The organism is Pseudomonas sp. TAA207 (assembly GCF_001529285.1).
GTDB classification, from domain to species: Bacteria; Pseudomonadota; Gammaproteobacteria; order Pseudomonadales; family Pseudomonadaceae; genus Aquipseudomonas; species Aquipseudomonas weihenstephanensis.
In genome coordinates, this window is sequence record NZ_LLWJ01000070.1 from 233647 (window position 1) to 259526 (window position 25880).

The following is a 25880-nucleotide window of genomic DNA, read 5'->3' on the forward strand; positions in this document are numbered from 1 at the left end:
AGATGCCCTGTAGGCACGTTCGCACCTACAGGGGGGTTAGTGGTCTATGCCTCCTGATAGTTCTCAATCGAGGGGCACGCGCACACCAGATTGCGATCGCCAAACACATTGTCGACCCGACCCACTGGTGGCCAGTACTTGCTTTCTATCAACGACTCAACCGGGTACACCGCTTGTTCGCGGCTGTACGGATGGGTCCATTCACCGACCATTTCTGCGGCCGTGTGCGGGGCGTTTTTCAGCGGATTGTCGTCTTTGTCCAGCGCGCCATTTTCCACGGCGCGGATCTCTTCGCGGATGCGGATCATGGCGTCGCAGAAGCGGTCCAGCTCTTGTTTGGACTCGCTTTCGGTCGGCTCGATCATCAGCGTGCCTGCCACCGGGAACGACATGGTCGGGGCATGGAAGCCGAAGTCGATCAGGCGCTTGGCCACGTCGTCCACGCTGATGCCGCTGCTGTCCTTGAGAGGGCGCAGGTCGAGGATGCATTCATGTGCCACCAGGCCGTTGCTGCCCGAATACAACACAGGGAAGTGCTCTTCAAGGCGGCGGGCGATGTAGTTGGCGTTGAGGATGGCCATTTGTGAAGCACGTTTGAGGCCTTCGCCGCCCATCATGCGGATATACATCCAGGTGATGGGCAGAATGCTCGCGCTGCCGAACGGCGCTGCGCACACCGCGCCCTGCTTGCGTGGCAGGCTGGCGTGGCCCGGCAGGAACGGCGTGAGGTGCGACTTGACGCCAATCGGACCCACGCCCGGGCCACCACCGCCATGGGGAATGCAAAAGGTTTTGTGCAAGTTGAGGTGGGAAACGTCGCCGCCGAACTTGCCGGGTGCGCACAAGCCCACCATCGCGTTCATGTTGGCGCCGTCGATGTACACCTGGCCGCCGTGGTCGTGAATGATGCCGCAGATTTCACGAATGCCTTCTTCGAACACGCCGTGGGTCGAAGGGTAGGTGATCATCAATGCCGCCAGGTGCTCGCTGTGCTCGATGGCTTTGGCGCGCAGGTCTTCAATGTCGACGTTGCCGCGTGCGTCGCAGGCCGTGACCACCACGCGCATGCCCGCCATATTGGCGGTGGCCGGGTTGGTGCCGTGTGCAGAAGAGGGAATCAGGCAAATGTCGCGACGTTCTTCGCCACGGCTTTGGTGGTAGGCGCGAATCGCCAGCAACCCGGCGTACTCGCCCTGGGAGCCCGCATTGGGTTGCAGCGAAATGGCGTCGTAACCGGTGGCGGCGCAGAGCATGGCCTCCAGCTCGTGGGTCAGTTGCTGGTAGCCCTGACTTTGTTCGACCGGTGCGAAGGGGTGCAGGCTGCCGAACTCGGCCCATGTGATGGGGATCATTTCGCTGGCAGCGTTGAGCTTCATGGTGCAGGAACCCAGCGGAATCATTGTGCGATCCAGTGCCAGGTCTTTGTCAGCCAAACGACGCAGGTAACGCATCAGTTCGGTTTCAGAGTGGTAACGGTTGAACACCGGGTGGCTGAGGATCGGCGACTGGCGCAGCAGCGCGGCCGGCAAGGTGCCACTCACGGTGTGAGCCAGGGCATCGAAGTCCGGCAGCGCTTGACCGTCGGCGGCCAGCAAGGCCCATAGCGCGGTCACATCGGACGGGCCACAGGTTTCGTCCAGCGACACGCCCACACGCTCGTCATCCACCACGCGCAGGTTGATGTGTTTGGCGTGTGCGTTGGCGTGCAGGGTTTGGGTTTTGCCGGCGGTGTGCAGGGTCAGGGTGTCGAAAAATTCGCTCTGTTCGACGTTCAGTCCCAGTGCAGTCAGGCCCTTGGCCAGAATCGCGGTCAGTTGATGAATGCGCTGAGCAATCTGCGTCAGGCCGTGAGGGCCGTGGTACACGGCGTACATGCTGGCAATGTTGGCCAGCAGCACCTGCGCGGTGCAGATATTGCTCGTGGCCTTTTCGCGTCGAATGTGTTGCTCGCGGGTTTGCATGGCCAGACGCAACGCCGGTTTGCCATGGCGGTCGACCGAGACGCCGACCAGACGCCCCGGCATGTCGCGTTTGAACGCGTCGCGGGTGGCGAAGTAAGCGGCGTGCGGGCCACCGAAACCCAGTGGCACGCCAAAACGCTGGGCGCTGCCGATGGCCACGTCGGCGCCGAACTCGCCCGGCGGATTCAGCAGGGTCAGCGCCAGCAAGTCAGCTGCGACGGCCACCAGCGCATTGGCGGCGTGGAAGCGTTCAACCAGTTCGCGGTAATCGAACACGTCGCCATTGCTGGCCGGGTATTGCAAGAGGGCGCCGAAGAACGGCGACAGGTCCGTGAGGCCACGTTCATCACCCACCACCACGTCGATGCCCAGCGGCTCAGCGCGGGTGCGCAACACATCGAGGGTTTGCGGGTGGCAGTGACGGGAAGCAAAGAACGCGTTGCTGGACTTGTTTTTGCTCAGGCGCTTGCAGAAGGTCATGGCTTCCGCGGCGGCGGTGGCTTCATCGAGCAGCGAGGCGTTGGCAATCGGCAGGCCGCTAAGGTCGCTGATCAGGGTCTGGAAGTTGAGCAGGGCTTCGAGGCGGCCTTGGGAAATCTCGGGTTGATACGGCGTGTACGCGGTGTACCAGGCCGGGTTTTCCAACAGGTTGCGCAAGATAGGCGAAGGCGTATGGCAGTTGTAATAGCCTTGGCCAATGTAGGTTTTGCACAGCTGGTTTTTGGCGGCGATGGCTTTGATCGAGGCCAGCGCATCCGCCTCGCTTTGTCCGGCTGGCAGGTTGAGCACGCTGGTGCCCTTGATGCTTTCAGGGATCACGCTGGCGCTCAGAGCATCGAGAGACTCAAAGCCCAGAGTGGCGAGCATGGCCTGTTCATCGGTCTGGCGCGGGCCGATGTGGCGCGCGATAAATTCATTGGCGGTGCTGAGTTTAGGGGTCATGGCGAGTTCCTCAGGCGTCAGCGTTGGCTTTGATCAGGCGGTCGTAGGCGTCCTGATCCAGCAACTGGCTCACTGCGTTGGCATCGGTGGGTTTGAAGCGGAAGAACCAGCCTTCACCCAGCGGGTCTTCGTTGACCAGTTCCGGGCTGCTATCGAGCGCCGGATTGACTTCCAGTACCTCGCCGTCCAGTGGCATGTACACACCGCTGGCAGCTTTCACCGACTCAACGGTGGCGGCTTCTGCGCCTTTGTCGTAGGCCTGTAGTTCTGGCAATTGAACAAACACCACGTCGCCCAGAGCGTTTTGCGCAAATGCGGTAATGCCCACGGTCACGCTGCCGTCGGCTTCGGCGCGCAGCCACTCGTGGTCTTCAGTAAAACGCAATTCGCTCATGGAAACTCCTCAGGGCCAGACTCGTCTGGTAGTCGCAGTAGATTGCTCGCGCAAGGTCGAGCGCTTTGAGAAGTGCATTGCAAGATGGCTGCCAATTTGTAAAAGGCCATATTTATCAATGAATTGGTGGTTTCGACAGGCGGCAGCATGACGCTACCTGTAGCGAAATCGCTACAGGTGTGATGGGTTTAAAAAATCGAAGCGGATCAAAGCCTTGCAGCAGTGCGTCAGGCAACGTGTGTACTGTAATCGTTCCATCGTATCGAATTCGATACGGTTGTTTGGTCGTGTCAGGTGATCAGACCAAAAGTGTGCAGGCTTGGGCGGCACCTACGAAGCAGGATTTTTGCCGGGGATTGCGTATTTACGCAGCCGCTGTGCAATCGCGGTGTGGCTGGTTTGCAGGCGGTTGGCCAACTGGCGGGTGGAAGGGTAGTCGACGTAGAGCTTTTCCAGCAGGGCTTTTTCGAACGAGGCGACAGCGTGTTCCAGGGTAAGCACTTCGCCATCGTTTTGCCGTGCCACTGAGGTTCCGGCGATGTCCAGATCGCCAATGTCGACCACGTTGCTTTCGCAAATGGCCGCGGCGCGAAAAATCACGTTTTGCAGTTGCCGCACATTGCCCGGCCAGCGGTTGCCCAGCAGGGCGGGGTAGGTGCCCGGCGCCAGGCGGCACACCGGGCGCTGGATTTGAGTGCAGGCCTGCTGCATAAAGGTGCGCGCCAGCAGCAGAATGTCTTGCCCGCGTTCACGCAGCGGCGGGACGTCGATGTTGAGTACATTCAGGCGATAGAACAGGTCTTCGCGAAAGGTGCCGTCGTTGACCATTTTTTCGAGGTTGCGATGCGTGGCGCTGAGGATGCGCACATTGACCTTCACTTCGCGTTCGCCGCCCACGCGGCGAAAGCTGCCGTCATTCAAAAAGCGCAGCAGCTTGGCTTGCAGGTAGGGCGACATTTCAGCGATTTCATCGAGGAACACCGTGCCGTGATTGGCCAGCTCCATCAACCCCGGCTTACCCCCGCGTTGCGCGCCGGTAAAAGCGCCGGGGGCGTAGCCGAACAGCTCGCTCTCGGCCAGGTTCTCAGGCAGGGCGGCGCAGTTGAGGGCCAGAAAAGGCGCGCCGAAGCGGTCGCTGATGGCATGGCAGGCGCGGGCCACCAGTTCTTTACCGGTGCCGGTTTCACCCTGAATCAATAACGGTGCATCCAGGGTCGCCACGCGTTGAGCGCGGGCTTTGAGGGTGCGGATCGCGGGTGAGTCTCCGAGCAAGGCGTCGAAGCCTTCAGCGTGGTCGTGATGCAGGGCTGCCAGGCGTTCGCCGATACGGCTCGGTTGGTACAGGGTGAGCAGCGCCCCCGCATCAGTGATGGGGGTGGCGTCGAGCATCAGCGGATGGCCGTTGAGGGTGACTTCACGCAGTGGCAGGCGAAAGCCGTTTTCCAGCAGCGCAGGCAGCAAGCCGGGGTCGCTGAACAACGCGCTGATGCTTTCACCACCAGGTTCGCGGCCGTACAGCGACACCAGCGCCGGGTTGGCCAGTAGTACGTGGCCTTCGCTGTCGAGTGCCAATACTGGGTCGGTCATGGCCGCCAGCAGCGCGTCGAGTTGCAGGTGCCGGCGCTGGCCGGGAAGGATGTCCACCATCTTCACCGATTGCACGCCCCGCACGCGGAACAAGGCTTCGCGCAACTCGTCGAGCACTTGCGGGCTTAACGTCGGCGCGTCGATGTAGACGTTGGGCGGCACCATCTCCACGGCATCCAGATTGAGGTTCCGTGCGCCGAGCAACGCCAGTACTTCCTGGGTGATGCCGACACGGTCGATAAAACTGACATGGATACGCATGGGAACGAGCAACACTTCTGGCCAGCGGGGCGGCCAGTATGCCTTGGCAGGGAGGGATGGTGAAACTTAGGTCGTTTACCGACAACCTGTAGGAGCGAGCTTGCCTCGCGATCTTCTAAAGGATCAAAAGATCGCGAGGCAAGCTCGCTCCTACGGGGTGCTGGTTATCCGAGGTGTTCAGGTTTGATCGGGTCGCCAGGCTTGTGGTTGAGCTGGGCTAAAACGTCGGCAAACATTTTGTCGTAGTAACCGTGCATCGAGCGAATGTCTGCGGTTTTGGGAATGCCGTTTTTCACTGCAATCCGGAACGCGTCATGGGCGAAGTTATAGGCCATGTCCTTGGGCAGGGTGAATGAGTCCTTGAAGTCCTTGCCGTTGATCTGGCCGTGCATATCAAACTGCATCGACTTGCCTTCCTTGGGATCTTGAACGACCTGGTAATCAATCTTGATGTCATACCCGAAATCGCCGGGTTGCAGCGCTTCGCGTTGGATATGCAGGTGACCGGGTTCGAACGAGGCCATAGGCGTACTCCTTGATGCAAAAAAAAAGGGCAGACCCCAAGGCCTGCCCCAGGGTTCAGAAGTAAGTGATACCCGATTTCTCGGTGCTGACTCGAGTACCGGCCTTACCTTGAACGATCGCTTCGATATCCGCCAGTGCGCCGATCACAGCGGTCTTGCCGGTCTTGCGGGCAAACTCACACGCGGCTTCGACTTTCGGGCCCATTGAACCCGAGGCGAAACCGAGTTTTTCCAGCTCGTCCGGGTGCGCCTGGGCAATGCCCTTCTGGGTAGGTTTGCCCCAGTCAATGAAGGCTGCATTCACGTCCGTGGCAATGACCAGCAGGTCGCTGTTCAGTTGCTGCGCGAGCAGGGAGGAGGCCAGGTCTTTGTCGATCACCGCCTCAATGCCTTTGAGTTTGCCGTCTTCGTCGTACATGGTCGGAATACCGCCGCCGCCTGCACAGATCACGATGGTGCCCTTTTCCAGCAGCCATTTAATCGGGCGGATTTCGAAGATGCGTTTGGGTTTTGGACTGGCCACCACACGGCGGAATTTGTCGCCATCCGGTGCAATGCTCCAGCCTTTTTCAGCGGCCAGGCTCTTGGCTTCAGATTCGCTGTAGACCGGGCCAATAGGCTTGGTCGGGTTCTGGAAAGCCGGGTCTTTGGGGTCAACTTCAACCTGGGTCAGCAAGGTGGCGAACGGTGCGTCCGGTGGCAACAGGTTGCCCAGCTCTTGCTCGATCATGTAACCGATCATGCCTTCGGTTTCAGCGCCCAGCACGTCCAGCGGGTAAGGGCTGACGTCGGTGTAGGCTGCGGCTTGCAGGGACAGAAGGCCGACTTGGGGGCCGTTACCGTGGGCCACGACCAGTTCGTTGCCAGGAGCGACGCGAGCGATTTGGGCGGTGGCGGTGCGGATGTTTTCGCGTTGATTTTCAGCGGTCATGGGTTGGCCGCGACGCAGAAGGGCGTTACCGCCCAGTGCAACGACGATACGCATAGGTCATTCCTTAAAAGAGGGGAAGGGCACAAACAACCGGGTTCTGTGGGAGCCAGCAGGCTCGCTCCCACAGGTGCACGGCCTTAGATATCAGCCAGCGCAGCTACCAGGATGGCCTTGATGGTGTGCATGCGGTTTTCCGCTTGTTCGAAGGCGATGTTGAAAGGCGATTCGAACACTTCCTCAGTCACTTCAATGCCGTTTTTAAGGTTTGGATGATGCTCGGCCACGTCTTTGCCGACTTTGGTTTCACTGTTGTGGAACGCAGGCAGGCAGTGCATGAACTTCACACGGATGTTTTCGGCGGCTTTGATCAAGTCCATGTTGACCTGATAAGGCAGCAGCAGCTTGATGCGATCGTTCCAGGCTTCCACCGGCTCGCCCATCGATACCCACACGTCGGTGTGGATGAAGTCCACGCCTTTGACTGCAGCTTTCGGGTCTTCGGTCAGGGTGATTTTGGCACCGCTTTCCTTGGCGAATGCCTGACATTGTTTAACGAACGACTCTTCAGGCCACAGGGCTTTTGGTGCGGCGATGCGCACGTCCATGCCCAGTTTGGCGCCGATCAGCAGCAGCGAGTTACCCATGTTGTTACGGGCGTCGCCCAGGTAGGCGTAGCTGATGTCGTGCAGCGGCTTGTCGCTGTGTTCGCGCATGGTCAGCACGTCGGCGATCATTTGCGTCGGGTGGAACTCGGCGGTCAGGCCGTTGAACACCGGCACGCCTGCAAACTTGGCCAGTTCTTCGACGATTTCCTGGGCAAAGCCACGGTATTCGATGGCATCAAACATACGACCCAGAACGCGGGCAGTGTCTTTCATGCTTTCTTTGTGGCCGATTTGCGAAGACACCGGGTCGATGTAGGTGACGTGTGCGCCCTGATCGTGAGCTGCCACTTCAAACGCGCAACGGGTGCGGGTCGAGGTTTTTTCGAAGATCAGCGCAATGTTTTTGCCTTTCAGGTGCGGCTCTTCAGTACCGGTGTACTTGGCGCGCTTCAGATCGCGAGACAGATCCAGCAGGTAGTGAAGCTCGCGTTGGGTGTGGTGCACCAAGCTGAGCAGGCTGCGGTTTTTCATGTTAAACGCCATGGGGATCTCCTGGGTTTCTGGTAACCGGCTTGCGCCGCCCTTTGTAAGGGCCAGCGCAAGCATTCAAATGGATGAATTAATAGTCAATTGGGTCGCGGATGATTGGGCAGGTCATGCAGTGACCGCCGCCACGGCCGCGTCCCAGCTCAGAGGCGCTGATGGTGATGACTTCTACACCGGCCTTGCGCAGCAGGGTGTTGGTGTAGGTGTTGCGGTCGTAGCCGATCACCACGCCAGGCTCCAGTGCCACCACGTTGTTGCCGTCGTCCCACTGCTCGCGCTCTGCCGCGAAGGAGTTACCGCCGGTTTCAACCACACGCAGGGTTTTGACGCCCAGTGCTTTGGCCACCACGTCGAGGAAGCTGCTTTCTTCGCGTCGCACGTCAATGCCGCCCTGCTTGCTTTCATCGGGGTACAGCGAGAAGGCAACGATCTGTTTCACGACTTCCGGGAAGATGGTGACCAGGTCGCGGTCGCAGAAGCTGAACACGGTGTCCAGGTGCATCGCGGCGCGGGATTTAGGCATGCCGGCAACGATGACGCGCTCGACCGCTTTGTTCTTGAACAGGTTCTGTGCCAGTTGGCCGATGGCCTGACGCGAGGTGCGCTCGCCCATGCCGATCAGAACAACGCCTTTGCCGATTGGCATCACGTCACCGCCTTCGAGGCTGGCGTTGCCATGATCCGCCGTCGGATCGCCGTACCAGATCTGGAAGTCGGCGTTGGTGAACTCAGGGTGGAACTTGTAAATCGCAGTGGTCAGCAGGGTTTCCTGACGGCGCGCTGGCCAGTACATCGGGTTCAGCGTTACGCCACCGTAAATCCAGCAGGTGGTGTCACGGGTGAACTGAGTGTTGGGCAGTGGTGGCAGGATAAAGCTGGTGTGGCCGAGGAAGTCGCGGAACATTTCGATGGTTTTGCCACCGAAGCTGTCAGGCAGATCGTCAGCGGACACGCCACCAATCAGGTACTCGGCGGCTTTGCGCGGTTCCAGGCTTTTGATCCAGGCTTTGACTTCGTTGACCAGACCCACGCCCACCTGATTGGGGGTCACTTTGTGGTCCAGAATCCAGTCCAGCGCTTCTGGAATGGCAACGATGTCAGTCAGCAGGTTGTGCATTTCCAGCACGTCAATGCCGCGCTCGCGCATCTTGGTCACGAAGTCGAAGTGGTCGCGCTTGGCCTGGTTGACCCACAACACGTCATCAAACAGCAGCTCGTCGCAGTTGTTGGGCGTCAGGCGCTGGTGAGCCAGGCCAGGGGAGCAAACCATCACTTTACGCAGCTTGCCGGCTTCGGAATGTACGCCGTATTTCACTTTTTCCGTGGTCATTACAGTCATCCTCCAAAGTACATAAACAGGGAGTTACAGGGTCAGGAAGCCGTCATAGAGTCCATAAGCCGCCACGAGGGCGCCGATCACTACGGCAGCAAAAATAACTTTTTCGATGTTGGTGAAGATTTGTTGGCCGCTTTCCAGCTTCGCCTTGGCGAACAGAATGGCGCCGGGTGCGTACAGCAGAGCCGAGAGCAGCAGGTATTTCAGGCCGCCGGCATAGATCAGCCAGATGGCGTAGATCAACGCGATGCCGCCGATGATCAGGTCTTTTTTGCGTTCAGCCAGCGCGTTTTCATAGGTTTCGCCGCGCACCGCCAGCAAGAAGCCATAGGCCGCAGACCAGAGGTATGGCACCAGGATCATCGACGTCGCAAGGTAGATCAGCGACAGATAAGTACTGGCCGAGAACAGGGTGATGATGAGGAACACCTGCACCATGGCATTGGTCAGCCACAGGGCGTTGACCGGTACATGGTTGGCGTTTTCCTTTTTCAGGAACGCCGGCATGGTGTGGTCTTTAGCGGCCGAGAACATGATTTCGGCGCACAGCAGCACCCATGACAGCAGGGCACCCAGCAAGGAGATGATCAAACCGACGCTGATCAATACCGCACCCCAGTGACCGACCACATGCTCAAGCACGGCCGCCATCGACGGGTTTTGCAGTTTGGCCAGTTCAGGCTGAGTCATGATGCCCAGCGACAGCACGTTCACCAGTACCAGCAACAGCAGCACGGTGATGAAACCGATCACAGTGGCTTTACCCACATCTGAACGTTTCTCGGCACGGGAAGAGAAGATGCTCGCGCCTTCGATACCGATGAACACCCACACGGTGACCAGCATCATGTTGCGCACCTGATCCATCACGCTGCCCAGGTCCGGGTTTTTCAAGCCCCAGATGTCGCTGGTGAAGATGTCCAGTTTGAACGCGAACACGGCAATCAGAATGAACAGCACCAGCGGCACGATCTTGGCAACCGTGGTCACCAGGTTAATGAACGCCGCTTCTTTGATGCCCCGCAGTACCAGGAAGTGGACGGCCCACAGCAACACTGAAGCGCCGATGATCGCGGCCGGGGTGTTGCCTTCGCCGAAGACCGGGAAGAAGTACCCCAAGGTGCTGAACAGCAGGACGAAGTAGCCGACGTTGCCCAGCCAGGCACTGATCCAATAACCCCAGGCTGATGAGAAACCCATGTAATCGCCGAAACCGGCCTTGGCGTAGGCGTACACGCCACCGTCCAGGTTGGGTTTGCGGTTAGCCAGGGTCTGGAATACAAAAGCGAGGCTCAGCATGCCGACGGCGGTGATTGCCCAACCGATAAGTACGGCTCCAACATCGGCACTGGCGGCCATGTTTTGTGGCAACGAAAAGATTCCGCCGCCAATCATAGAACCGACTACCAGAGCAACCAACGCACCCAATCGTAGTTTTCCGGGAGTATCAGACATTTGTGGTGACTCCAATCTAGGAGAAGTGAGGCCTTAAGATAATTGCGTGGGTATTTCAGCCGTTTGACTTAGATCAGGGCATTACTACATTCCATTGTTAATAGAGCGGGAAGGTCGCAATCACGTATTTTTTTGACGCTTCCTCAAAGGCTCGCTCCAGAGGTCTTAAAGGTGGTTAATACGTGGATAGCCACGAGGTCGTGGGGATTGAAGCTAGTCACTATTTGAAGATTTGCAAATGTGGCTTTCATGTTTCATGAACCCCGCCATGAAATTAAACCTTGGTTCACATAGGGGGAGTGTTCTGGGTTTCAATAGATGCACTAGCGATTAAAAAAAAGGGGCTTATTGCGGGGGCTAATAGACGTATAAATGCGACATGTATTTAGTCAGTGAACAGCTGTAGCCTATTAACTGTGAACAATGAAATGTACGAAACCGTATAACGAGGTGGCGATGTCGCAAAACACCCAGAAGCTTCGGCTTAATGCATTAATTGCGTTAGTGGTCGGGTCCATGATTGGCGGGGGGATCTTTTCGCTGCCGCAAAATATTGCCGAACGGGCAGCGGGTGGCGCTGTTTTGATTGGGTGGGGGATTACAGCCGTAGGCATGCTGGCGCTGGCGTTTGTGTTTCAGACCCTGGCCAACCGCAAGCCTGAACTCGACTCAGGTGTCTACGCCTACGCCAAGGCCGGTTTTGGCGATTACATGGGTTTCTCATCAGCCTGGGGTTACTGGATCAGTGCCTGGATGGGCAATGTCGGCTACTTCGTCCTGCTGTTCAGCACTTTGGGCTATTTCGTGCCGGTATTTGGGCAGGGCAATACGCCGATTGCCATTGGTTGCGCCTCGCTGTTGCTGTGGGGCGTGCACTTTCTGGTCATGCGGGGCATCAAGGAAGCGGCCTTTATCAACCAACTGACCACGGTGGCGAAAATCGTCCCCATCGTGATGTTTATTGTGTTGGCGGGTGTCGCGTTTAAAGCCGATATTTTCACCACGGACTTCTGGGGCCACGAAACCCCCAGCCTTGGCAGCGTGATGGACCAGGTGCGCAACATGATGCTGGTGACGGTGTTTGTATTTATCGGCATCGAAGGTGCGAGTGTGTACTCCGGTCGCGCAGAAAAACGCTCGGACGTGGGCAAAGCCACCGTCATTGGTTTTATTGGCGTGCTGGCGCTGTTGGTGATGGTCAATGTGCTGTCGCTGGGGATCATGACCCAGCCAGAACTGGCCAAGCTGCAAAACCCGTCAATGGCGGGCGTGCTCAAGCACGTAGTTGGAGAGTGGGGGGCGATTTTAATCAGTATCGGGCTGGCCATCTCATTGCTGGGCGCGTTGCTGTCGTGGGCCTTGCTGTGTGCTGAGATTTTGTACGCCACGGCCAAAGACAACACCATGCCCGCGTTCCTGAAAAAGGAAAACGCCAACCACGTGCCGGTCAATGCGCTGTGGCTGACCAACGGGATGATTCAGATATTTCTGCTCATCACCCTGGTGTCTGCGGGCACCTACACCAGCCTGATCTACCTCGCGTCCTCGATGATTCTGGTGCCTTACTTGTGGTCGGCTGCCTATGCGGTGTTGCTGTGTGTAAAAGGCGAGACTTACTCGAACGCAAGCCGACGCAGGATCAAGGACCTGGTGGTGGGGCTGCTGGCCCTTGTTTACGCCATCTGGTTGCTCTACGCAGCGGGACCTAAATATTTACTGCTGTCGGCGTTGCTCTACGCACCGGGTGTCCTGTTCTTTGCCAAAGCCAAGCATGAGCAGGGTGAGCCGCTGTTCAAGGCCATTGAACAGGTGATCTTCGGGGCAGTGGTGATTGCAGCGCTGGCGGCGGCGTATGCGCTTTATAGCGGCGCGTTAACCTTGTAAAAGCTTTGGCCTGCTTTAGATCTGGCCGTTGACGTGGTTTTTGATCTGCCTGCGACTTCGGGATAGCCGTGCTGGGTCAAGGATGGCCCGTGACGGCGTGCCCACGGAGCGGGACCAGAGCGCGGGAACTTGAGGCGGCGTAAGCCTTACGGCGCCTACAGCGCCGAAGGCAGCCGTTCCGGCCGCGACCAAATCCACAGGTTGCCCACACTCATGCCCGCAATGGCCAAAAACACCGGCCATTGATGCTCAAGCACATACAACATCAACCCCGCACATATCAGCATGCTGATGGTGGCACTGACTTTGGCTTTGCGCTGAATGATCTTGCCATTGCGCCAGTTGATCAGGATCGGGCCAAACAACCGGTGGTTTTCTAGCCATGCACTCAGGCGCGGGGAGCTTTTGGTCGCGGCCCAGGCGGCGAGCAAAATGAATTCTGTGGTCGGTAGCCCCGGTATCACGATGGCAATCAATCCAATGCCCAGGCTGACGTAGGCCAGCAGGCCAAAGAGGATTTGGGCTATTTTCGACGAGGATTGGGTTTGGCGGGTCATAAGCTCAAGACGCATAAAAAAATGCCCGGCCAGCACATGCTGACCGGGCAGGTCTAGCTTAAGCCAGTTCTGGCTCAGCCGCGTAGGCGTGTTCCAGTAATACGGTGAAACGCTCAAAGGCGGCAACTGCACCTTTGTCCAGGTCGGCTTCTTCTTCGGCGCTCAATTGCAGGCCGTCGAGGGTTTTGACAAAGCTTTTCCAGCCTTCAGCACGACCACCGGCCGGTTCGCCCAGATGGCGCGCACCAAAGGTTTCGCTCAGCTCCAGGGCCACCGCACGTTTGATCAGGAAGGCGGCACCCAACTTGGAACCTTCCGAAACAAAGATCCAGCCCAGTGCTTGGGCTTTGCTCGGCGCGTTGACCGCACCCGCGACAGGTGCGGGCACTTCGGTGTTGAGGTCGGCCAAGTCAGCTTTGGCGTGCTCGGCGCGGCAACGCTGGGGCAGGTCAGGCACGATTTCTTGCAGGGCCGGGTCGGTGTACAGCGCCTGGAGTTCGGCCTGGAAGAGGTATTGAGCCACCACAAAACGGGCGAAGTTTTCCCGGGTTTCAAACGGCTTGTGAGCTTTGACCAGCGCGTCGAGCTTTTGATGCGGCTCGTTGGTGATCTGGTTCAGGCGTTGTGAACGCAGGGCAGGACGCTGTGCGGTGTCTTGAGGGGTCATGAAGATGTCCTTGAGAATGAGATGCGCTTTGTAACTAGACGAACAAGAAGACGCGTCACAGTAAAAAATCCTCACCGCACAGGTAAAAATGCTGCGCAGTGAGGGGCCGAATCAGATGTCCCAGACCAGGTTGATCGCGAAGTTGCGACCCGGTTGAGTCAAGCGATCCAGGTTGGCCGGGTTGACTGCCGAGGCTTCGCCCACGCCGTCGTAGCTGCGCACGTCATCCCACAACCAGTATTTCTTGTCGGTGAGGTTGTACACGCCCGCGCTCACGGTCACGTCTTGGGTGACTTTGTAATAGGCGCTCACATCCACAATGCCAAAGCCCGGGGTCTTGAATTGTTTGCCCTCGATGTCGGGCGCTTTGAACGCCGTGTCGTCGACCCGGTTCTTTTTCTTCACCACGGTCCAGCTCACCAAACCTCCGTAGTTATCCTGGTCGTAACCCAGACCGAATACGCCCGTCAGCGGGTTGACGCTGTTGAGCGGTTGACCGTTGTCATCGTTGCGACCATAGGCGTAAGCAATCGAACCTTTGGTGTAGAGGCCGCGTGGCGCGCCGAACGCGTCGAGTTGCAGTTGGCCTTTGAGTTCAACCCCCTTGATGGTGGCGTGCTTGATGTTGCGGCTCTGGAAACTGTCGAGGTCGTAGCCGGGCTTGACGTTGTCTTCGTCAATAAAGTCGCGGTATTTGTTGTAGAACACGGCAACGTCAAACGAACCCTCATCGAAGTGACCGCGCAGGCCGGTTTCGTAGCTTTTGCTTTTTTCCGGTTCCAGATCGGGGTTGGGTTCTACCACGTAGCCTTCTTGCAGGTTCTCGAACCGGCCATACAGCGCCTTGGCGGTCGGGGTACGGAAGCCTTCGGAGTATTGGCCGAACCAGGTGTAGTGATCGTTGAACGCGTAGGTCACGCCCAGTTTTGGCGACAGACGGTGCCAGGTTTTTTCATCATCGCTGACGGGATCGGTGCCGCCGGGGTTCACTGCACTGAGGAACTCCTGGGTGATTTTTGGCTTGAGGCGGGTGTAGTCGTAGCGCACGCCCGGCATGAACGTCCACTGGTTCCAGCTGATTTCATCCTGCGCAAACAGGCTGTAGGTGTTGATGGTCGGGTCCGGGAAGTCGCTGATTTTAGCGAACACATCGCCTTTGGCCGTGCTGAGTGCGCCCACCGCTTTACAGCCACTGCCGACCGCCAGGCACACCGCGCTGCCACTGCGCGAACCCGTCACTTTGTCGTGTTTGACCGTGGTGCCGTAGGTCAGCAAGTGGTCGGTGGGGCCAATGGCAAAGGCTTTGTCAAATTGCGCATCGAACACCCATTGCTGCTCTTTGTAGAGGGTGTCGCGGGTGCGATACACGTCACGCACAAACGGCAAGTAGCGCTCTTCGGTGCTCTGGTCGGTCTTGGCGACTTGATAATTGAGGCTCCACTTGCCGTGGTCAGCCAGCAAGCTGTCGAGCACAAAGGTGTTTTCTATGCCAAAACGCTCGCGGGTGACGGTGTCGTTGCCGTTACGCGATTTGTACATGCCCAGCGGTGCGCCGAGGTTGAACGGGCCGCCTACCACGCTCTTTTGATTGATGTCGCGGTCGTCTTTGTAGTTCTCGTAGGTGAACGCCAGGCGGTCATCGTCGTTGTAGTTCCAGCCAGCCTTGGCCAGTACGTTGGTGGTGCGCACGTCTTCGGGGTTGGCGGCGGTACGGCTCAGGCCGGTGCCGCCGTGATTGCCATAGGATTCAGTTTCGTGACCATCGCGGCGGCTCACATGCAGCAAACCATCGAACTGGTCGGCACGGCCCGCGACGGTCGCAGACTTGAGCCAGCTGCGGTCGGCCGAGCTGTAACCGGTTTTAAGGCGTGCGCCAGCGTCTTGTCCCGGCTTGATGATGTCGTCTGGGTTGAGCGTGAAGTAGCTCACTGCGCCACCAATGGCGTTGCTGCCGTACAGTACAGACGCCGGACCGCGCAGGATCTCCACGCGTTTGACGATTTCGGGGTCGACGTAGTTGCGCTGGGTCTTGGCGAACGGGCCGTTGAAGAACGAGTTGGGGATCTCAACGCCATCGACCTGAGTCAGGATGCGATCGCCGTCGATGCCGCGAATGTTGTAACCGCTGATGCCACCCCGCAGGCCGCCACCGCCCACCGAGACGCCTGGCTCATAGCGCACCAGTTCTTTGATGGTATTGACGTTCTGGCGGTCCAGTTGCTGGCGGTCATGCACGGTCACGGTGCTGGGCACTGTGATCACGTCTTGTTCCTGACGCGTGGCGCTGATGGTCACTTGCTGCAGGGCAAGGGTGCCGCTGCTGCCAGCGCGCTTTTCGAGGACGATATTGTTTGTGCCCAGTTTGCGATAGCCCAGGTTGGTGCCGATCAGCAGGCGCTCCAAGGCTTTTTCCGGGGACAGCGAACCGCGCACGCCCGGCGACGAGACGTTCTGCCCCAGTTCGGCGGGCAGGCCCACTTGCCAGCCGGTCACGGCGGTAAAGTCGTTAAGCGCGGCCACCAGGGGCTGTTGCGAAATTGCAAAGGTGTAATTGCCCACGGAGCGACTGGCTGGCTGCGCATCGGTCGCGGCCATGGCCGGTACCGCATGTGCGCCGGCCATCAGCACGGCGACGGTCAACAACGATAACGTGCACGGGTGCTTGGGACGTGTGCGGACGTTGGAAGAGGACCGGCTGTTGAAACGAGTGGGCATTGATAGCGCTCCGTGGTGAACGAATCTTATAGTTGCGAAGCTGACTCAAAATGCGAATCAGTTGCATTGACTACAACGAGACGTATGACCTTAGGCTATCGAGTAAAAAAAACGTAATTAATTGAGAATCACCAGCGCCGGGAACTCCGAAAGGCTGGACGAGGTGATGTGGGCCAGCGAACGCACGATGTCCAGCGGCTGGTCCAGGCGGTAGTTGCCAGTGACTGCAACACTGGCCAGTTGCTCATTGTTGTTGACGATCCAGCCGGGGTAATAGCGCCGCACTTCATCGAGCACCTTGCCCATCGGGCAGTTTTCAAACACCAGGCGCCCTTGAACCCAGGCCAGGTCGGTTTGCGGATTGAGCTTGACCGGTTGTCCGAACCCGTTGGGACCAATGCTCACACTGTTGCCCGCGGACAAGCGCATCTGGGTGCCGACGCTGTTCATGCGTAAATCGACATCGCCCCGTTGCACGCGCACTTGTGCCTGACCATTGAGGTAGCTCACGGCGAACGCGGTGTCCCGCACGCTGACTCGCACCGGGCCAGCCTCCAGTACGAGGGGGAATTCCAGATTGGCCGGCACTTCAAAATAGGCTTCGCCCTGATACAGGCGCGCACTGCTTTGGGCGTTGACCATGCGGCTGGAGAACGCGGAGTTGGTGTTGAGCAGCACCTTGGAGCCGTCTTCGAGTTGCAGGCGCTGGCGCTCACCCACCACGGTCAGGTGATCGGCTTGCAAACGCAGCGGCACATTGTTGTAGCCGCCTACACAGAGCACCAGCACGGCCGCTGTGGCCAAGTGTTTCCAGTGGCGGGCGATGCGCCGTATCACGCTGGGTGCGCGAGGGGTATTCAGGGTTTGTGCCGCTTCAATCAACGGTTGGCCGTTCCACACGGCATTGGCTTTGGCGAACGCTTGCGCATGGGCGGGATCTGCCTTGAGCCACGCCTGGAACGCCGCTTTTTCGCAATCGTCGGCACACTCCAGCACGATCAGCCAATCCAGCGCCTGATCCATGGCACTGTCTTGCAGAACGTCCTGTGCCACTTTTGGCACCGCAGGTGGTTGAGTGTCCTTCACGGGTGTTCCTTGGCAATCTGGGGTGCGGTCGTGTTCAACGTCGTGGAATCCTGGGCGCGATGCGGCCAAATCCGATCTTGCTTACGGATAGATCCCGTAAAGGTTAAGGCCGATTCAGTCGCTCGGCTACCCCGACACAGATTGCCATGATCAATTTGAGTTCCTTTTGAACCGTACTCAGTGACACGTCAAGTTCTTCGGCGATCTCTTGATAGCTGCAGCCATGCAGGCGGCTGAGGATGAAAATGCGCTGCTGACGCGCGCTTAACTGGCTCAGGCTCACACTCAAACGCTCCAGTAATTGCGCGGCTTGATGGGCTTCTTCCGGGGTGCTGAGAGGGGAGGCGACCCCTTCGATCACCTCGATGGGCACGTCTTCGAGCACCGTACGCGACTGGATACGTCGGGCGCGCAAATGGTCCAGCGCCAGGTTGCGGGCGGTCTGAAACACAAATGGCTCAAGGTGTTCAACCGTGCGTTCGCTCAAGGCTCGGGTCACGCGCAGGTACGTCTCCTGCAACAGATCCTCGGCGGTGCTTGGGTTATTGACCATGCGCTGCAAGGTGCGCAACAGGATGACCCGCTGCGTGAGGAAGACGTGATTGAAGTGGGACTGACTCACAGTGCTACCAGACCGATTTTGAGCGAATGATAATGCTTATCATCTGTGTGTTTGGTCAAGTGCTGTTTTTGTCAGCGCGCATTTGAGTGGCACGCCCCACCTCGTAACCCCTGCCGAAGGCGTCGTCTGATCACGCCGCGCGCCTCGAGTGAACGCCGGTTTGAGGACGGCTGCGGCAGTGACTGCGCAGTGGAGGACGTGTTTACACGCGGCCCTTCAAGTAAGCGCTGTAATCGGGAATGCGGTGTTGGTGGGGCTGGCTCATCAACGGGCTGCTGAGCAGGTAATCGGCACTGCACTCATTGCACGCCACGGGGATGTTCCACACGGCTGCCACGCGTAACAGTGCCTTGATGTCCGGGTCGTGAGGTTGCGGCTCGAACGGGTCCCAAAAAAACACCAGCATGTCGACCTGTTGCTCGGCAATGCGCGCGCCCACCTGCTGATCGCCGCCCAAGGGGCCGCTGATCATGCTTTCGACGGGCAGCCCCAATCGTTGACCCAGCAACAAACCGGTGGTGCCTGTGGCGCACAGGTCATGTTGGCTGAGGGTCGCTTTGTGGCGTTCGGCCCACTCGAGCAAAAAACCTTTGCAGTGATCGTGGGCCACCAGGGCGATGCGTTTGCGCGCCGCCAGGGTGGCCGTCGTGAAGCTGATGCCGATCATCGCGTTACTCCGCGTTGCACAGCGCCAGGCAGTTATCGAGCATACGGTTGGAGAAGCCCCATTCGTTGTCGTACCAGGCCAGCACTTTGAGCATCTTGCCGCTGACTTTGGTGTGGTTGGCATCGAAAATCGACGACAGCGGGTTGTGGTTAAAGTCGCTCGAGACCAGCGGCAGGCTGTTGTAGCCCAAGACTCTGGAATGCTGGCTGGCTTCTTTGAACAGCGCGTTGACGTGCGCCGCAGTGGTTTCGCACTTGAGCTCAACCGTCAGGTCGACCAGCGACACGTTGATCACCGGTACGCGTACTGCCATGCCGGTCAATTTACCGGCCAGTTCCGGCAGTACCAGGCCCACGGCCTCAGCGGCACCGGTTTTGCTCGGGATCATGTTCTGCGTGGCCGAACGCGCGCGGTACGGGTCGGTGTGGTAAACGTCGGTCAGGTTCTGGTCGTTGGTGTAGGCGTGGATGGTGGTCATCAAGCCGTTTTCAATGCCCAGCTCGCGGTGCAGAATTTGCGCGATCGGTGCCAGGCAGTTGGTGGTGCACGATGCACTGGAAATAATTTGATGCGATTGACGCAGAATGTCGTGGTTTACGCCGTACACCACAGTGGCGTCGGCATTTTTGCCCGGTGCGGAGATGATCACCTTGCGTGCGCCAGCGCTAATATGCGCCGCAGCCTTGCTGCGTTCGGTGAACAAACCGGTACATTCGAACACCACGTCGATCTTCAACGCGGCCCACGGCAGTTCGGCCGGGTTGCGAATGGCTGTGACAGCAATGTGGTCGCCGTTAACGGTCAGGCTTTCCTGATCGTGTTCAACGCTGGCATCGAAGGTGCCGTGAACGGTGTCGTATTTGAGCAGGTGAGCATTGATAGCGCTGTCACCCAGATCGTTGATGGCGACGATCTGCAAGTCCTGACGGTAGCCTTGGGTATACAGTGCGCGCAGGACGTTACGGCCGATTCGGCCAAAACCATTGATTGCGATTCGTAGAGTCATGGAAAGCGCCTGCCATCGATTTGTTGTTGGAATTACAAGATTATTCGCATAGAAATAGAAAACAAGCCATTTTGGTGGCAATATTTTGTTTTATCTACAACGAGTGACCTGAATCAACGGGTCCAAATGATCGAAGTTGCGTGTCTGGCCCTTCGATCAGCATAGGACACGCACAGGTCGCCACATCCGTTAGCCTGGAGTTCAACACATGCATCCCCGCGTTCTTGAAGTCACCGAGCGTCTTATTGCCCGCAGTCGAGCTACCCGTGAGGCATACCTGACGCTCATTCGCGGCGCCGCCAGTGACGGCCCGCAACGCGGCAAGCTGCAATGTGCCAACTTCGCCCACGGCGTGGCCGGATGTGGCACCGACGATAAAAACAACCTGCGCTTGATGAATGCCGCCAACGTGGCAATTGTTTCGTCTTATAACGACATGCTCTCGGCGCATCAGCCCTACGAGCACTTTCCCGAGCAAATCAAGCAAGCCCTGCGTGAAATGGGCTCGGTCGGGCAATTCGCCGGTGGCACGCCAGCCATGTGCGATGGCGTGACGCAAGGCGAAGCGGGCATGGAACTCAGCTTGCTGAGCCGTGAGGTAATTGCTTTGTCGACCGCTGTGGCGCTGTCGCACAACATGTTCGATGCCGCGCTGATGCTGGGCATTTGCGACAAAATCGTACCGGGGCTGCTGATGGGCGCGCTGCGCTTTGGTCATCTGCCGACGATTTTTGTACCGGGCGGACCCATGCCATCGGGTATTTCCAACAAAGAAAAAGCCGATGTGCGCCAGCGTTACGCCGAAGGCAAAGCCAGCCGCGAAGAACTGCTCGAATCCGAGATGAAGTCCTATCACAGCCCCGGCACCTGTACCTTCTACGGCACTGCCAACACCAACCAGCTGCTGATGGAAGTGATGGGCTTGCACTTGCCAGGTGCCTCTTTCGTTAATCCTTACACGCCATTGCGCGATGCCCTGACCCGCGAGGCGGCTCATCAGGTGACGCGTCTGACCAAACAAAGTGGCAACTTCATCCCGTTGGGTGAAATTGTGGATGAGCGCTCGCTGGTCAATTCCATCGTCGCCTTGCACGCCACCGGTGGCTCCACCAACCACACGCTGCACATGCCCGCGATTGCGCAAGCGGCAGGTATTCAATTGACCTGGCAAGACATGGCCGACTTGTCCGAGGTGGTGCCGACCTTGTCCCACGTTTATCCAAACGGCAAAGCCGACATCAACCACTTTCAGGCGGCAGGCGGTATGTCGTTCCTGATTCGTGAGCTGCTCGAAGCTGGCTTGCTGCATGAAGACGTCAACACCGTGGCCGGTCGCGGTCTGAGCCGTTATACCCGCGAGCCGTTCCTGGTGGACGGTGAGTTGGTGTGGCGTGAAGGCCCGATTGAAAGCCTCGATGAAAGTATCCTGCGCCCGGTGGCCCGTGCATTCTCGCCCGAAGGCGGGTTGCGGGTGATGGAGGGCAACTTGGGACGCGGGGTGATGAAAGTCTCGGCGGTTGCACCTGAACACCAAATCGTCGAAGCCCCGGCCCGGGTCTTTCAGGATCAGCAGCAACTGGCCGATGCGTTCAAGGCCGGGGAGCTGGAGCACGATTTTGTAGCGGTGATGCGCTTTCAGGGGCCGCGCTCCAACGGTATGCCTGAACTGCACAAGATGACGCCGTTTCTGGGTGTGCTGCAGGACCGTGGTTTCAAAGTGGCGTTGATTACTGACGGGCGCATGTCGGGTGCTTCCGGCAAAATCCCGGCGGCGATTCACGTCAGCCCCGAGGCGGCCATCGGCGGCGCGCTGGCGCGGGTGCAGGATGGCGACATGATTCGTGTCGACGGCGTCAAAGGCACGTTGCAACTGTTGGTGGATGAGGCAGAATTCGCCGCACGCACCCCGGCCGTCGGCACCTTGAGCAACGCGGTGGGCACCGGGCGTGAGTTGTTTGCGTTTATGCGCCAGGCCTTCAGTTCGGCTGAACAGGGCGCCAGCACCTTCACCTCGTCTCTGGAAAACCTCAAATGAAGTTAGCTTTGGTCGGTGACATTGGCGGCACCAATGCGCGGTTTGCATTGTGGGAAAACGACCAGTTGCGTGCAGTCAGTGTGTTGGCCACTGCCGACTATGCGTGCCCCGAAGACGCGATCACGGTCTATCTGCACGGGTTGGGCCTGCCATTAGGGGCTGTGGGTGCGGTGTGCCTGTCGGTCGCGGGGCCGGTGAGTGGCGATGAGTTTCGCTTTACCAACAATCACTGGCGCCTGAGCCGCGTGGCGTTTTGCCGCACGCTTGAGGTTGATAGCCTGCTGTTGATCAACGATTTCAGTGCGATGGCGCTTGGCATGACGCGCTTGCAGCCTGAGGATGTGCGTCAGGTGTGTGCCGGTGTCGCTGAGCCGACTCGCCCTGCGGTGGTGATCGGCCCTGGCACCGGTCTTGGCGTCGGCACCTTGCTCAATCTGGGCGAAGGGCATTGGATGGCCTTGCCGGGGGAGGGCGGCCACGTCGACTTGCCGATGAGTAACCCGCGCGAAGTCCAGTTATGGCAGCACATCTACAACGAAATCGGGCATGTCAGCGCGGAGTCGGTGTTGAGTGGCAGCGGCCTGCCGCGTGTTTATCGCGCTATTTGCGCGGTGGATGGTCATACACCGGTACTCGACAGCGATCGCGCCATCACGGCCGCAGCGCTGGCGGGTGATCCCGTTGCGCGTCAAGTGCTGGAGCAATTCAGTTGCTGGTTGGGACGCGTGGCGGGCAATAACGTCTTGACCCTGGGCGGGCGCGGCGGCGTGTACATCGTGGGTGGCGTGATCCCGCGTTTTGCCGATCTGTTTCTGGCCAGCGGTTTTGCCCGAAGCTTTACCGATAAAGGTTGCATGAGCGATTACCTTAATGGCATTCCGGTGTGGCTGGTGACGGCGCCGTATCCGGGCTTGATGGGCGCAGGCGTGGCATTGCAACAAGCATTTGGCCAGGAGGCGTAATCCGTCTACGGTTGTTTGTTTGATCGATAAAAACAATAAGGAACGCCACTGTGAGTGCTCTGGGCAAATCCATTTTGCTGGTCGACGACGATCAGGAAATCCGCGAACTGCTTGATCTCTATCTCACCCGGGCGGGGTTTCAGGTGCGCACCGTGGGTGAGGGCGCGGGGTTTCGGCAGGCACTGGAACAGGCCCCCAGCGACTTATTGATCCTGGATGTGATGCTGCCCGACGAGGACGGTTTCAGTTTGTGCCGTTGGGTCAGGCAACATCCGCGCTGTGCCCAGACTCCGATCATCATGCTCACTGCCAGCTCCGACGAAACCGACCGGATTTTGGGGCTTGAATTGGGGGCAGACGACTACCTCGGCAAGCCCTTCAGCCCGCGTGAATTGCAAGCGCGGATCAAGGCGTTATTGCGGCGTGCGCAATTTGCCAGTGTCAGCCCGGAGGGCGGCAACCCGATTATGATGTTTGACGCGTGGCGCCTGAACACCGTGTCCCACCGGCTGTTCCATGCCGATGGCGAAGAAGTGATTCTGTCGGGCGCCGACTTTGCGCTGCTCAAGCTGTTTCTCGATCATCCGCAACAAATTCTGGATCGCGACACCATCGGCAATGCCACGCGCGGACGTGACCTGATGCCGCTGGACCGCATCGTCGACATGGCCGTCAGCCGTTTGCGCCAACGCCTGCGTGATACCGAAAAACCCTCACGGCTGATTCGTACCGTGCGCGGCAGCGGTTATCAATTGGCGGCCGAGGTCAGCCACGGGCATGACCATTAAGCGGTTGCGCAAGGTGCGTGTGCCCCGTTCATTGCTGGGGCGCATGTTGCTGCTCACGTTGCTGGCCATCTTGCTGGCGCAAACGTTATCCAGCGTGATCTGGCTCTCGCAATTGCGCGCCACGCAACTTGAGGGGCTGGTGACCAGTGCCCGCAGCCTGGCGCACTCGATGAATGCCACGGTCAGTTACTTGCGTTCCCTGCCGTTGGCCTATCGACCGTTGGTGCTCGATCAAATGCGCAGCATGGGCGGTACGCGGTTTGTCGTAAGCCTCAATGAGCGCCCCCTGGACATGCAGGTATTGCCCACCACGCAGCGCAAGGAAGCTGTGATCCGTGCAGTGGATCAGGTCCTGCGTAAATCGCTGGGGCCGGATGTCGACATGTCGGTCAAGTTCGTCAGCCCCCAAGACCTGCGTATTTTCAACGCAGGGCTCAAACTCGATGAACTGCCACGCTCCTGGGCGCACTTTGCCTTGACCCTGGAACCTGTCAACCCGCCGGTGCTGGTGACGCAAATCCAGATGGCGCCCGGCGAATGGCTGTACATCGCTTCACTGCTGCCACAGCCCTATACCAGCCTGGAAGAAGAAGGGCTGCCGGCCATGCAACTGTGGTTCATTGTGCTGAGCAGTGTTTTTTTGCTGCTTTCCATCGGTTTGCTGGTGCACTGGCAAAGCCGCCCGCTCAAGCGCTTGGCGCGGGCTGCGCGGGATTTGTCGTTGGGTGAGGAAGAGGTTGAACCCATCGAAATCGGCGGTGGCAGTGAGGTGGTGGAAGTCGCACGGGCGTTCAATACCATGCGTGCGCGTATCAGTCGCTACCTGACTGAGCGCAGCCAACTGTTCAGTGCTATTTCCCATGATCTGCGCACGCCCATCACCCGTTTGCGTCTGCGGGTTGAGTTGCTTGAAGACGAGCAGTTGCAACATAAGTTCGGTCGCGATCTGGATGAGTTGGAGCTGTTGGTCAAAGGCGCGCTGCAATGTGTAAAAGACACCGATATTCACGAAAACATCGAGCCGGTGAACCTGAATCTGTTGCTCGACTGTTTGATTGAGCCTTACGTGCTCCCACACGGTAATGGCCGCGTGACACTCACCGGGCGGGCACGCTGGCCCTATGCAGGCAAGTCCCTGGCGCTGCGTCGGTGCATGGGCAACTTGATAGACAACGCGCTCAAATACGGCCACAACGCGCATTTACTGATTGAAGATGACGCGCACGCGTTTGTGCTGCACGTAGACGATGAAGGCCCTGGCGTGCCCGAGCAGCGGCTGGAGCAAGTGTTTGAGCCGCATTTTCGGCTCTCTGGGCAGCAGCAGGGTTATGGTCTGGGCTTGGGGATCGCGCGCAATATTGCGCATAGCCACGGCGGCGAGGTCAGTTTGCAAAACCTGCGCGGTGGCGGTTTGCGGGTGACCTTGTGTTTACCGCGCGTGGCGGGATGAGTGACCGGTGTGCGCCTCATCAGTGGGTATTTTCTTTACTGTTGGCCGCCAAGTGCCGGCTGATCGACAAGCTGGCCTGTTCGGCGCTAATGGGCAGTAGCGGCTCCAGAAACGGGTTGGGCGATGGCTCGACGACGGGTTCGGGCGCCTTTTTAATCATTGCGGCTTTGATGCGATTTTCACGCACGCGCGCACTGGTTTGGCTGAAATGCTGTTGTAGCTTTTCCATGGCCACTTCATACGGTTCGTTGCACAACGTTAATTGGCGCTCGCGTTCTTGTAGCGCCATGAGTTTGGCCTGTTCGTCGCCATAGCGATCAATGCGAAAACTCTTGCTCAAGTTGTAGCCATGAATACGCGTGGTCGCTCGCCAGTACTCGATGTTGTTTGATTGAATCCGATAAACCCCCGGATGACCGCTGGTGTTATGGGGCATCAGGCGCTGGCGGTGTTCATAGCTAAAGGACAGGGGCATTTTCAGCACCCACTGATTACGTACGCGTTCGGCCGCCAGTAATGCGGCTTCTTCGCCGCCATATTCGCTGATCTCAAAGACTTGGATATGCACTTTGCCAGAGCGCTGAATATCCACTTTCCACGCGTAAATCTCACCGTTCTGATGTTTGAGGGGGTAAATGAAGTGTTGATTGGGAAGGAAAGGATTGCATTTGGACATGGCGTGTATCTCCTGATGGGCGTCGGCATCCGTTCATAAGTTGTAACGATGTTCAACAGATTCGCCGAAGTAATTTGCGTGTACAACGTGGGAAAACGACTTAGGGATGCGTCCTACAAGCAATGCGGAAATTGCTTTACAGGTTTGATAGCAAGAATTCTGGGATGTATCCGATTTCACCACTTGCAGGAGAATAAATAGTGCTGGCGAAAACCATGGAAGT

Annotated in this window: 21 protein-coding genes; 5 read left to right on the forward strand and 16 right to left on the reverse strand. The window is 58.4% G+C overall.

Translation table 11 applies throughout. The annotated features are described in order from the left end of the window. Positions 1-44: 44 nt before the first annotated feature. The 8 genes from gcvP to arcD (AP059_RS17920) form a co-directional block, all read right to left on the reverse strand. Complete coding sequence (gene gcvP / locus AP059_RS17885; RefSeq protein ID WP_059764674.1) at positions 45-2903, reverse strand: aminomethyl-transferring glycine dehydrogenase; 2859 nt, start codon at positions 2901-2903, stop codon at positions 45-47. A 10-nt stretch (positions 2904-2913) separates the two neighbouring features. Next, positions 2914-3297, reverse strand: coding sequence for a glycine cleavage system protein GcvH (gcvH, locus tag AP059_RS17890; RefSeq protein WP_048399932.1), 384 nt, complete (start codon positions 3295-3297; stop codon positions 2914-2916). Positions 3298-3627: 330 nt separating this feature from the next. Beyond that, complete coding sequence (locus AP059_RS17895) at positions 3628-5145, reverse strand: sigma-54-dependent transcriptional regulator (RefSeq protein ID WP_059764675.1); 1518 nt, start codon at positions 5143-5145, stop codon at positions 3628-3630. A 164-nt stretch (positions 5146-5309) separates the two neighbouring features. Then, the gene (locus AP059_RS17900; protein WP_059764677.1) at positions 5310-5669 is read right to left on the reverse strand and encodes a DUF5064 family protein; all 360 of its coding nucleotides are present in this window, start codon (positions 5667-5669) and stop codon (positions 5310-5312) included. Positions 5670-5724: 55 nt separating this feature from the next. Next, a complete protein-coding gene (gene arcC / locus AP059_RS17905; RefSeq protein ID WP_059764679.1) occupies positions 5725-6654 on the reverse strand; it encodes a carbamate kinase in 930 nt (309 codons plus the stop codon). 83 nt (positions 6655-6737) lie between these two features. Further along, entirely contained in the window at positions 6738-7748 is a 1011-nt protein-coding gene (locus AP059_RS17910; protein WP_059764681.1) for an ornithine carbamoyltransferase, read from the reverse strand. Between the two features lie 76 nt (positions 7749-7824). Beyond that, positions 7825-9081 carry an arginine deiminase gene (arcA, locus tag AP059_RS17915; RefSeq protein ID WP_059764683.1) on the reverse strand — a complete coding sequence of 419 codons (1257 nt, stop codon included), beginning with the start codon at positions 9079-9081 and terminating at the stop codon, positions 7825-7827. 33 nt (positions 9082-9114) lie between these two features. Next, the gene (gene arcD / locus AP059_RS17920; RefSeq protein WP_059764685.1) at positions 9115-10542 is read right to left on the reverse strand and encodes an arginine-ornithine antiporter; all 1428 of its coding nucleotides are present in this window, start codon (positions 10540-10542) and stop codon (positions 9115-9117) included. A gap of 456 nt (positions 10543-10998) precedes the next feature. On the opposite strand from arcD (AP059_RS17920), the gene arcD (AP059_RS17925) reads away from it, so the two are divergent. Beyond that, a complete protein-coding gene (gene arcD, locus AP059_RS17925; RefSeq protein WP_059764687.1) occupies positions 10999-12426 on the forward strand; it encodes an arginine-ornithine antiporter in 1428 nt (475 codons plus the stop codon). Positions 12427-12581: 155 nt separating this feature from the next. Here arcD (AP059_RS17925) and AP059_RS17930 read toward each other — a convergent pair whose 3' ends face one another. The 7 genes from AP059_RS17930 to gap form a co-directional block, all read right to left on the reverse strand. Then, positions 12582-12983: a YbaN family protein gene (locus AP059_RS17930; RefSeq protein WP_048363422.1), complete on the reverse strand. Its 402-nt coding sequence runs from the start codon at positions 12981-12983 to the stop codon at positions 12582-12584. Positions 12984-13041: 58 nt separating this feature from the next. Continuing rightward, positions 13042-13650, reverse strand: coding sequence for a biliverdin-producing heme oxygenase (locus AP059_RS17935; protein WP_059764689.1), 609 nt, complete (start codon positions 13648-13650; stop codon positions 13042-13044). Between the two features lie 111 nt (positions 13651-13761). Further along, positions 13762-16365 (reverse strand): TonB-dependent receptor, encoded by a 2604-nt coding sequence (locus AP059_RS17940; protein ID WP_059764690.1) that lies wholly within the window; start codon positions 16363-16365, stop codon positions 13762-13764. A 117-nt stretch (positions 16366-16482) separates the two neighbouring features. Beyond that, positions 16483-17388, reverse strand: coding sequence for a FecR family protein (locus AP059_RS17945; RefSeq protein ID WP_120752349.1), 906 nt, complete (start codon positions 17386-17388; stop codon positions 16483-16485). 166 nt (positions 17389-17554) lie between these two features. After that, positions 17555-18073, reverse strand: a complete 519-nt coding sequence (locus AP059_RS17950; RefSeq protein ID WP_059764693.1) for an RNA polymerase sigma factor — start codon at positions 18071-18073, stop codon at positions 17555-17557. Positions 18074-18275: 202 nt separating this feature from the next. Next, complete coding sequence (locus AP059_RS17955; RefSeq protein ID WP_059764695.1) at positions 18276-18740, reverse strand: methylglyoxal synthase; 465 nt, start codon at positions 18738-18740, stop codon at positions 18276-18278. A gap of 4 nt (positions 18741-18744) precedes the next feature. Beyond that, positions 18745-19746 (reverse strand): type I glyceraldehyde-3-phosphate dehydrogenase, encoded by a 1002-nt coding sequence (gene gap, locus AP059_RS17960; protein ID WP_059764697.1) that lies wholly within the window; start codon positions 19744-19746, stop codon positions 18745-18747. Between the two features lie 208 nt (positions 19747-19954). Between gap and edd the strand changes: the two genes are divergently transcribed. Genes edd through AP059_RS17980 form a run of 4 tightly spaced genes read left to right on the forward strand, consistent with a single transcriptional unit; the run spans position 19955 to position 24981 of the window. Beyond that, positions 19955-21781, forward strand: a complete 1827-nt coding sequence (gene edd, locus AP059_RS17965) for a phosphogluconate dehydratase (RefSeq protein ID WP_059764699.1) — start codon at positions 19955-19957, stop codon at positions 21779-21781. Further along, positions 21778-22743 carry a glucokinase gene (locus tag AP059_RS17970; protein ID WP_059764701.1) on the forward strand — a complete coding sequence of 322 codons (966 nt, stop codon included), beginning with the start codon at positions 21778-21780 and terminating at the stop codon, positions 22741-22743. Before edd ends, AP059_RS17970 begins: the two co-directional genes overlap by 4 nt. Before the next feature lie 50 nt (positions 22744-22793). Beyond that, positions 22794-23531: a response regulator gene (locus AP059_RS17975; protein ID WP_059764703.1), complete on the forward strand. Its 738-nt coding sequence runs from the start codon at positions 22794-22796 to the stop codon at positions 23529-23531. Then, positions 23521-24981 (forward strand): ATP-binding protein, encoded by a 1461-nt coding sequence (locus AP059_RS17980; RefSeq protein WP_059764705.1) that lies wholly within the window; start codon positions 23521-23523, stop codon positions 24979-24981. The genes AP059_RS17975 and AP059_RS17980 overlap by 11 nt, the downstream gene beginning before the upstream one ends. A gap of 19 nt (positions 24982-25000) precedes the next feature. Here AP059_RS17980 and AP059_RS17985 read toward each other — a convergent pair whose 3' ends face one another. Further along, a complete protein-coding gene (locus AP059_RS17985; protein ID WP_059764708.1) occupies positions 25001-25657 on the reverse strand; it encodes an AP2 domain-containing protein in 657 nt (218 codons plus the stop codon). Between the last annotated feature and the right edge of the window lie 223 nt (positions 25658-25880).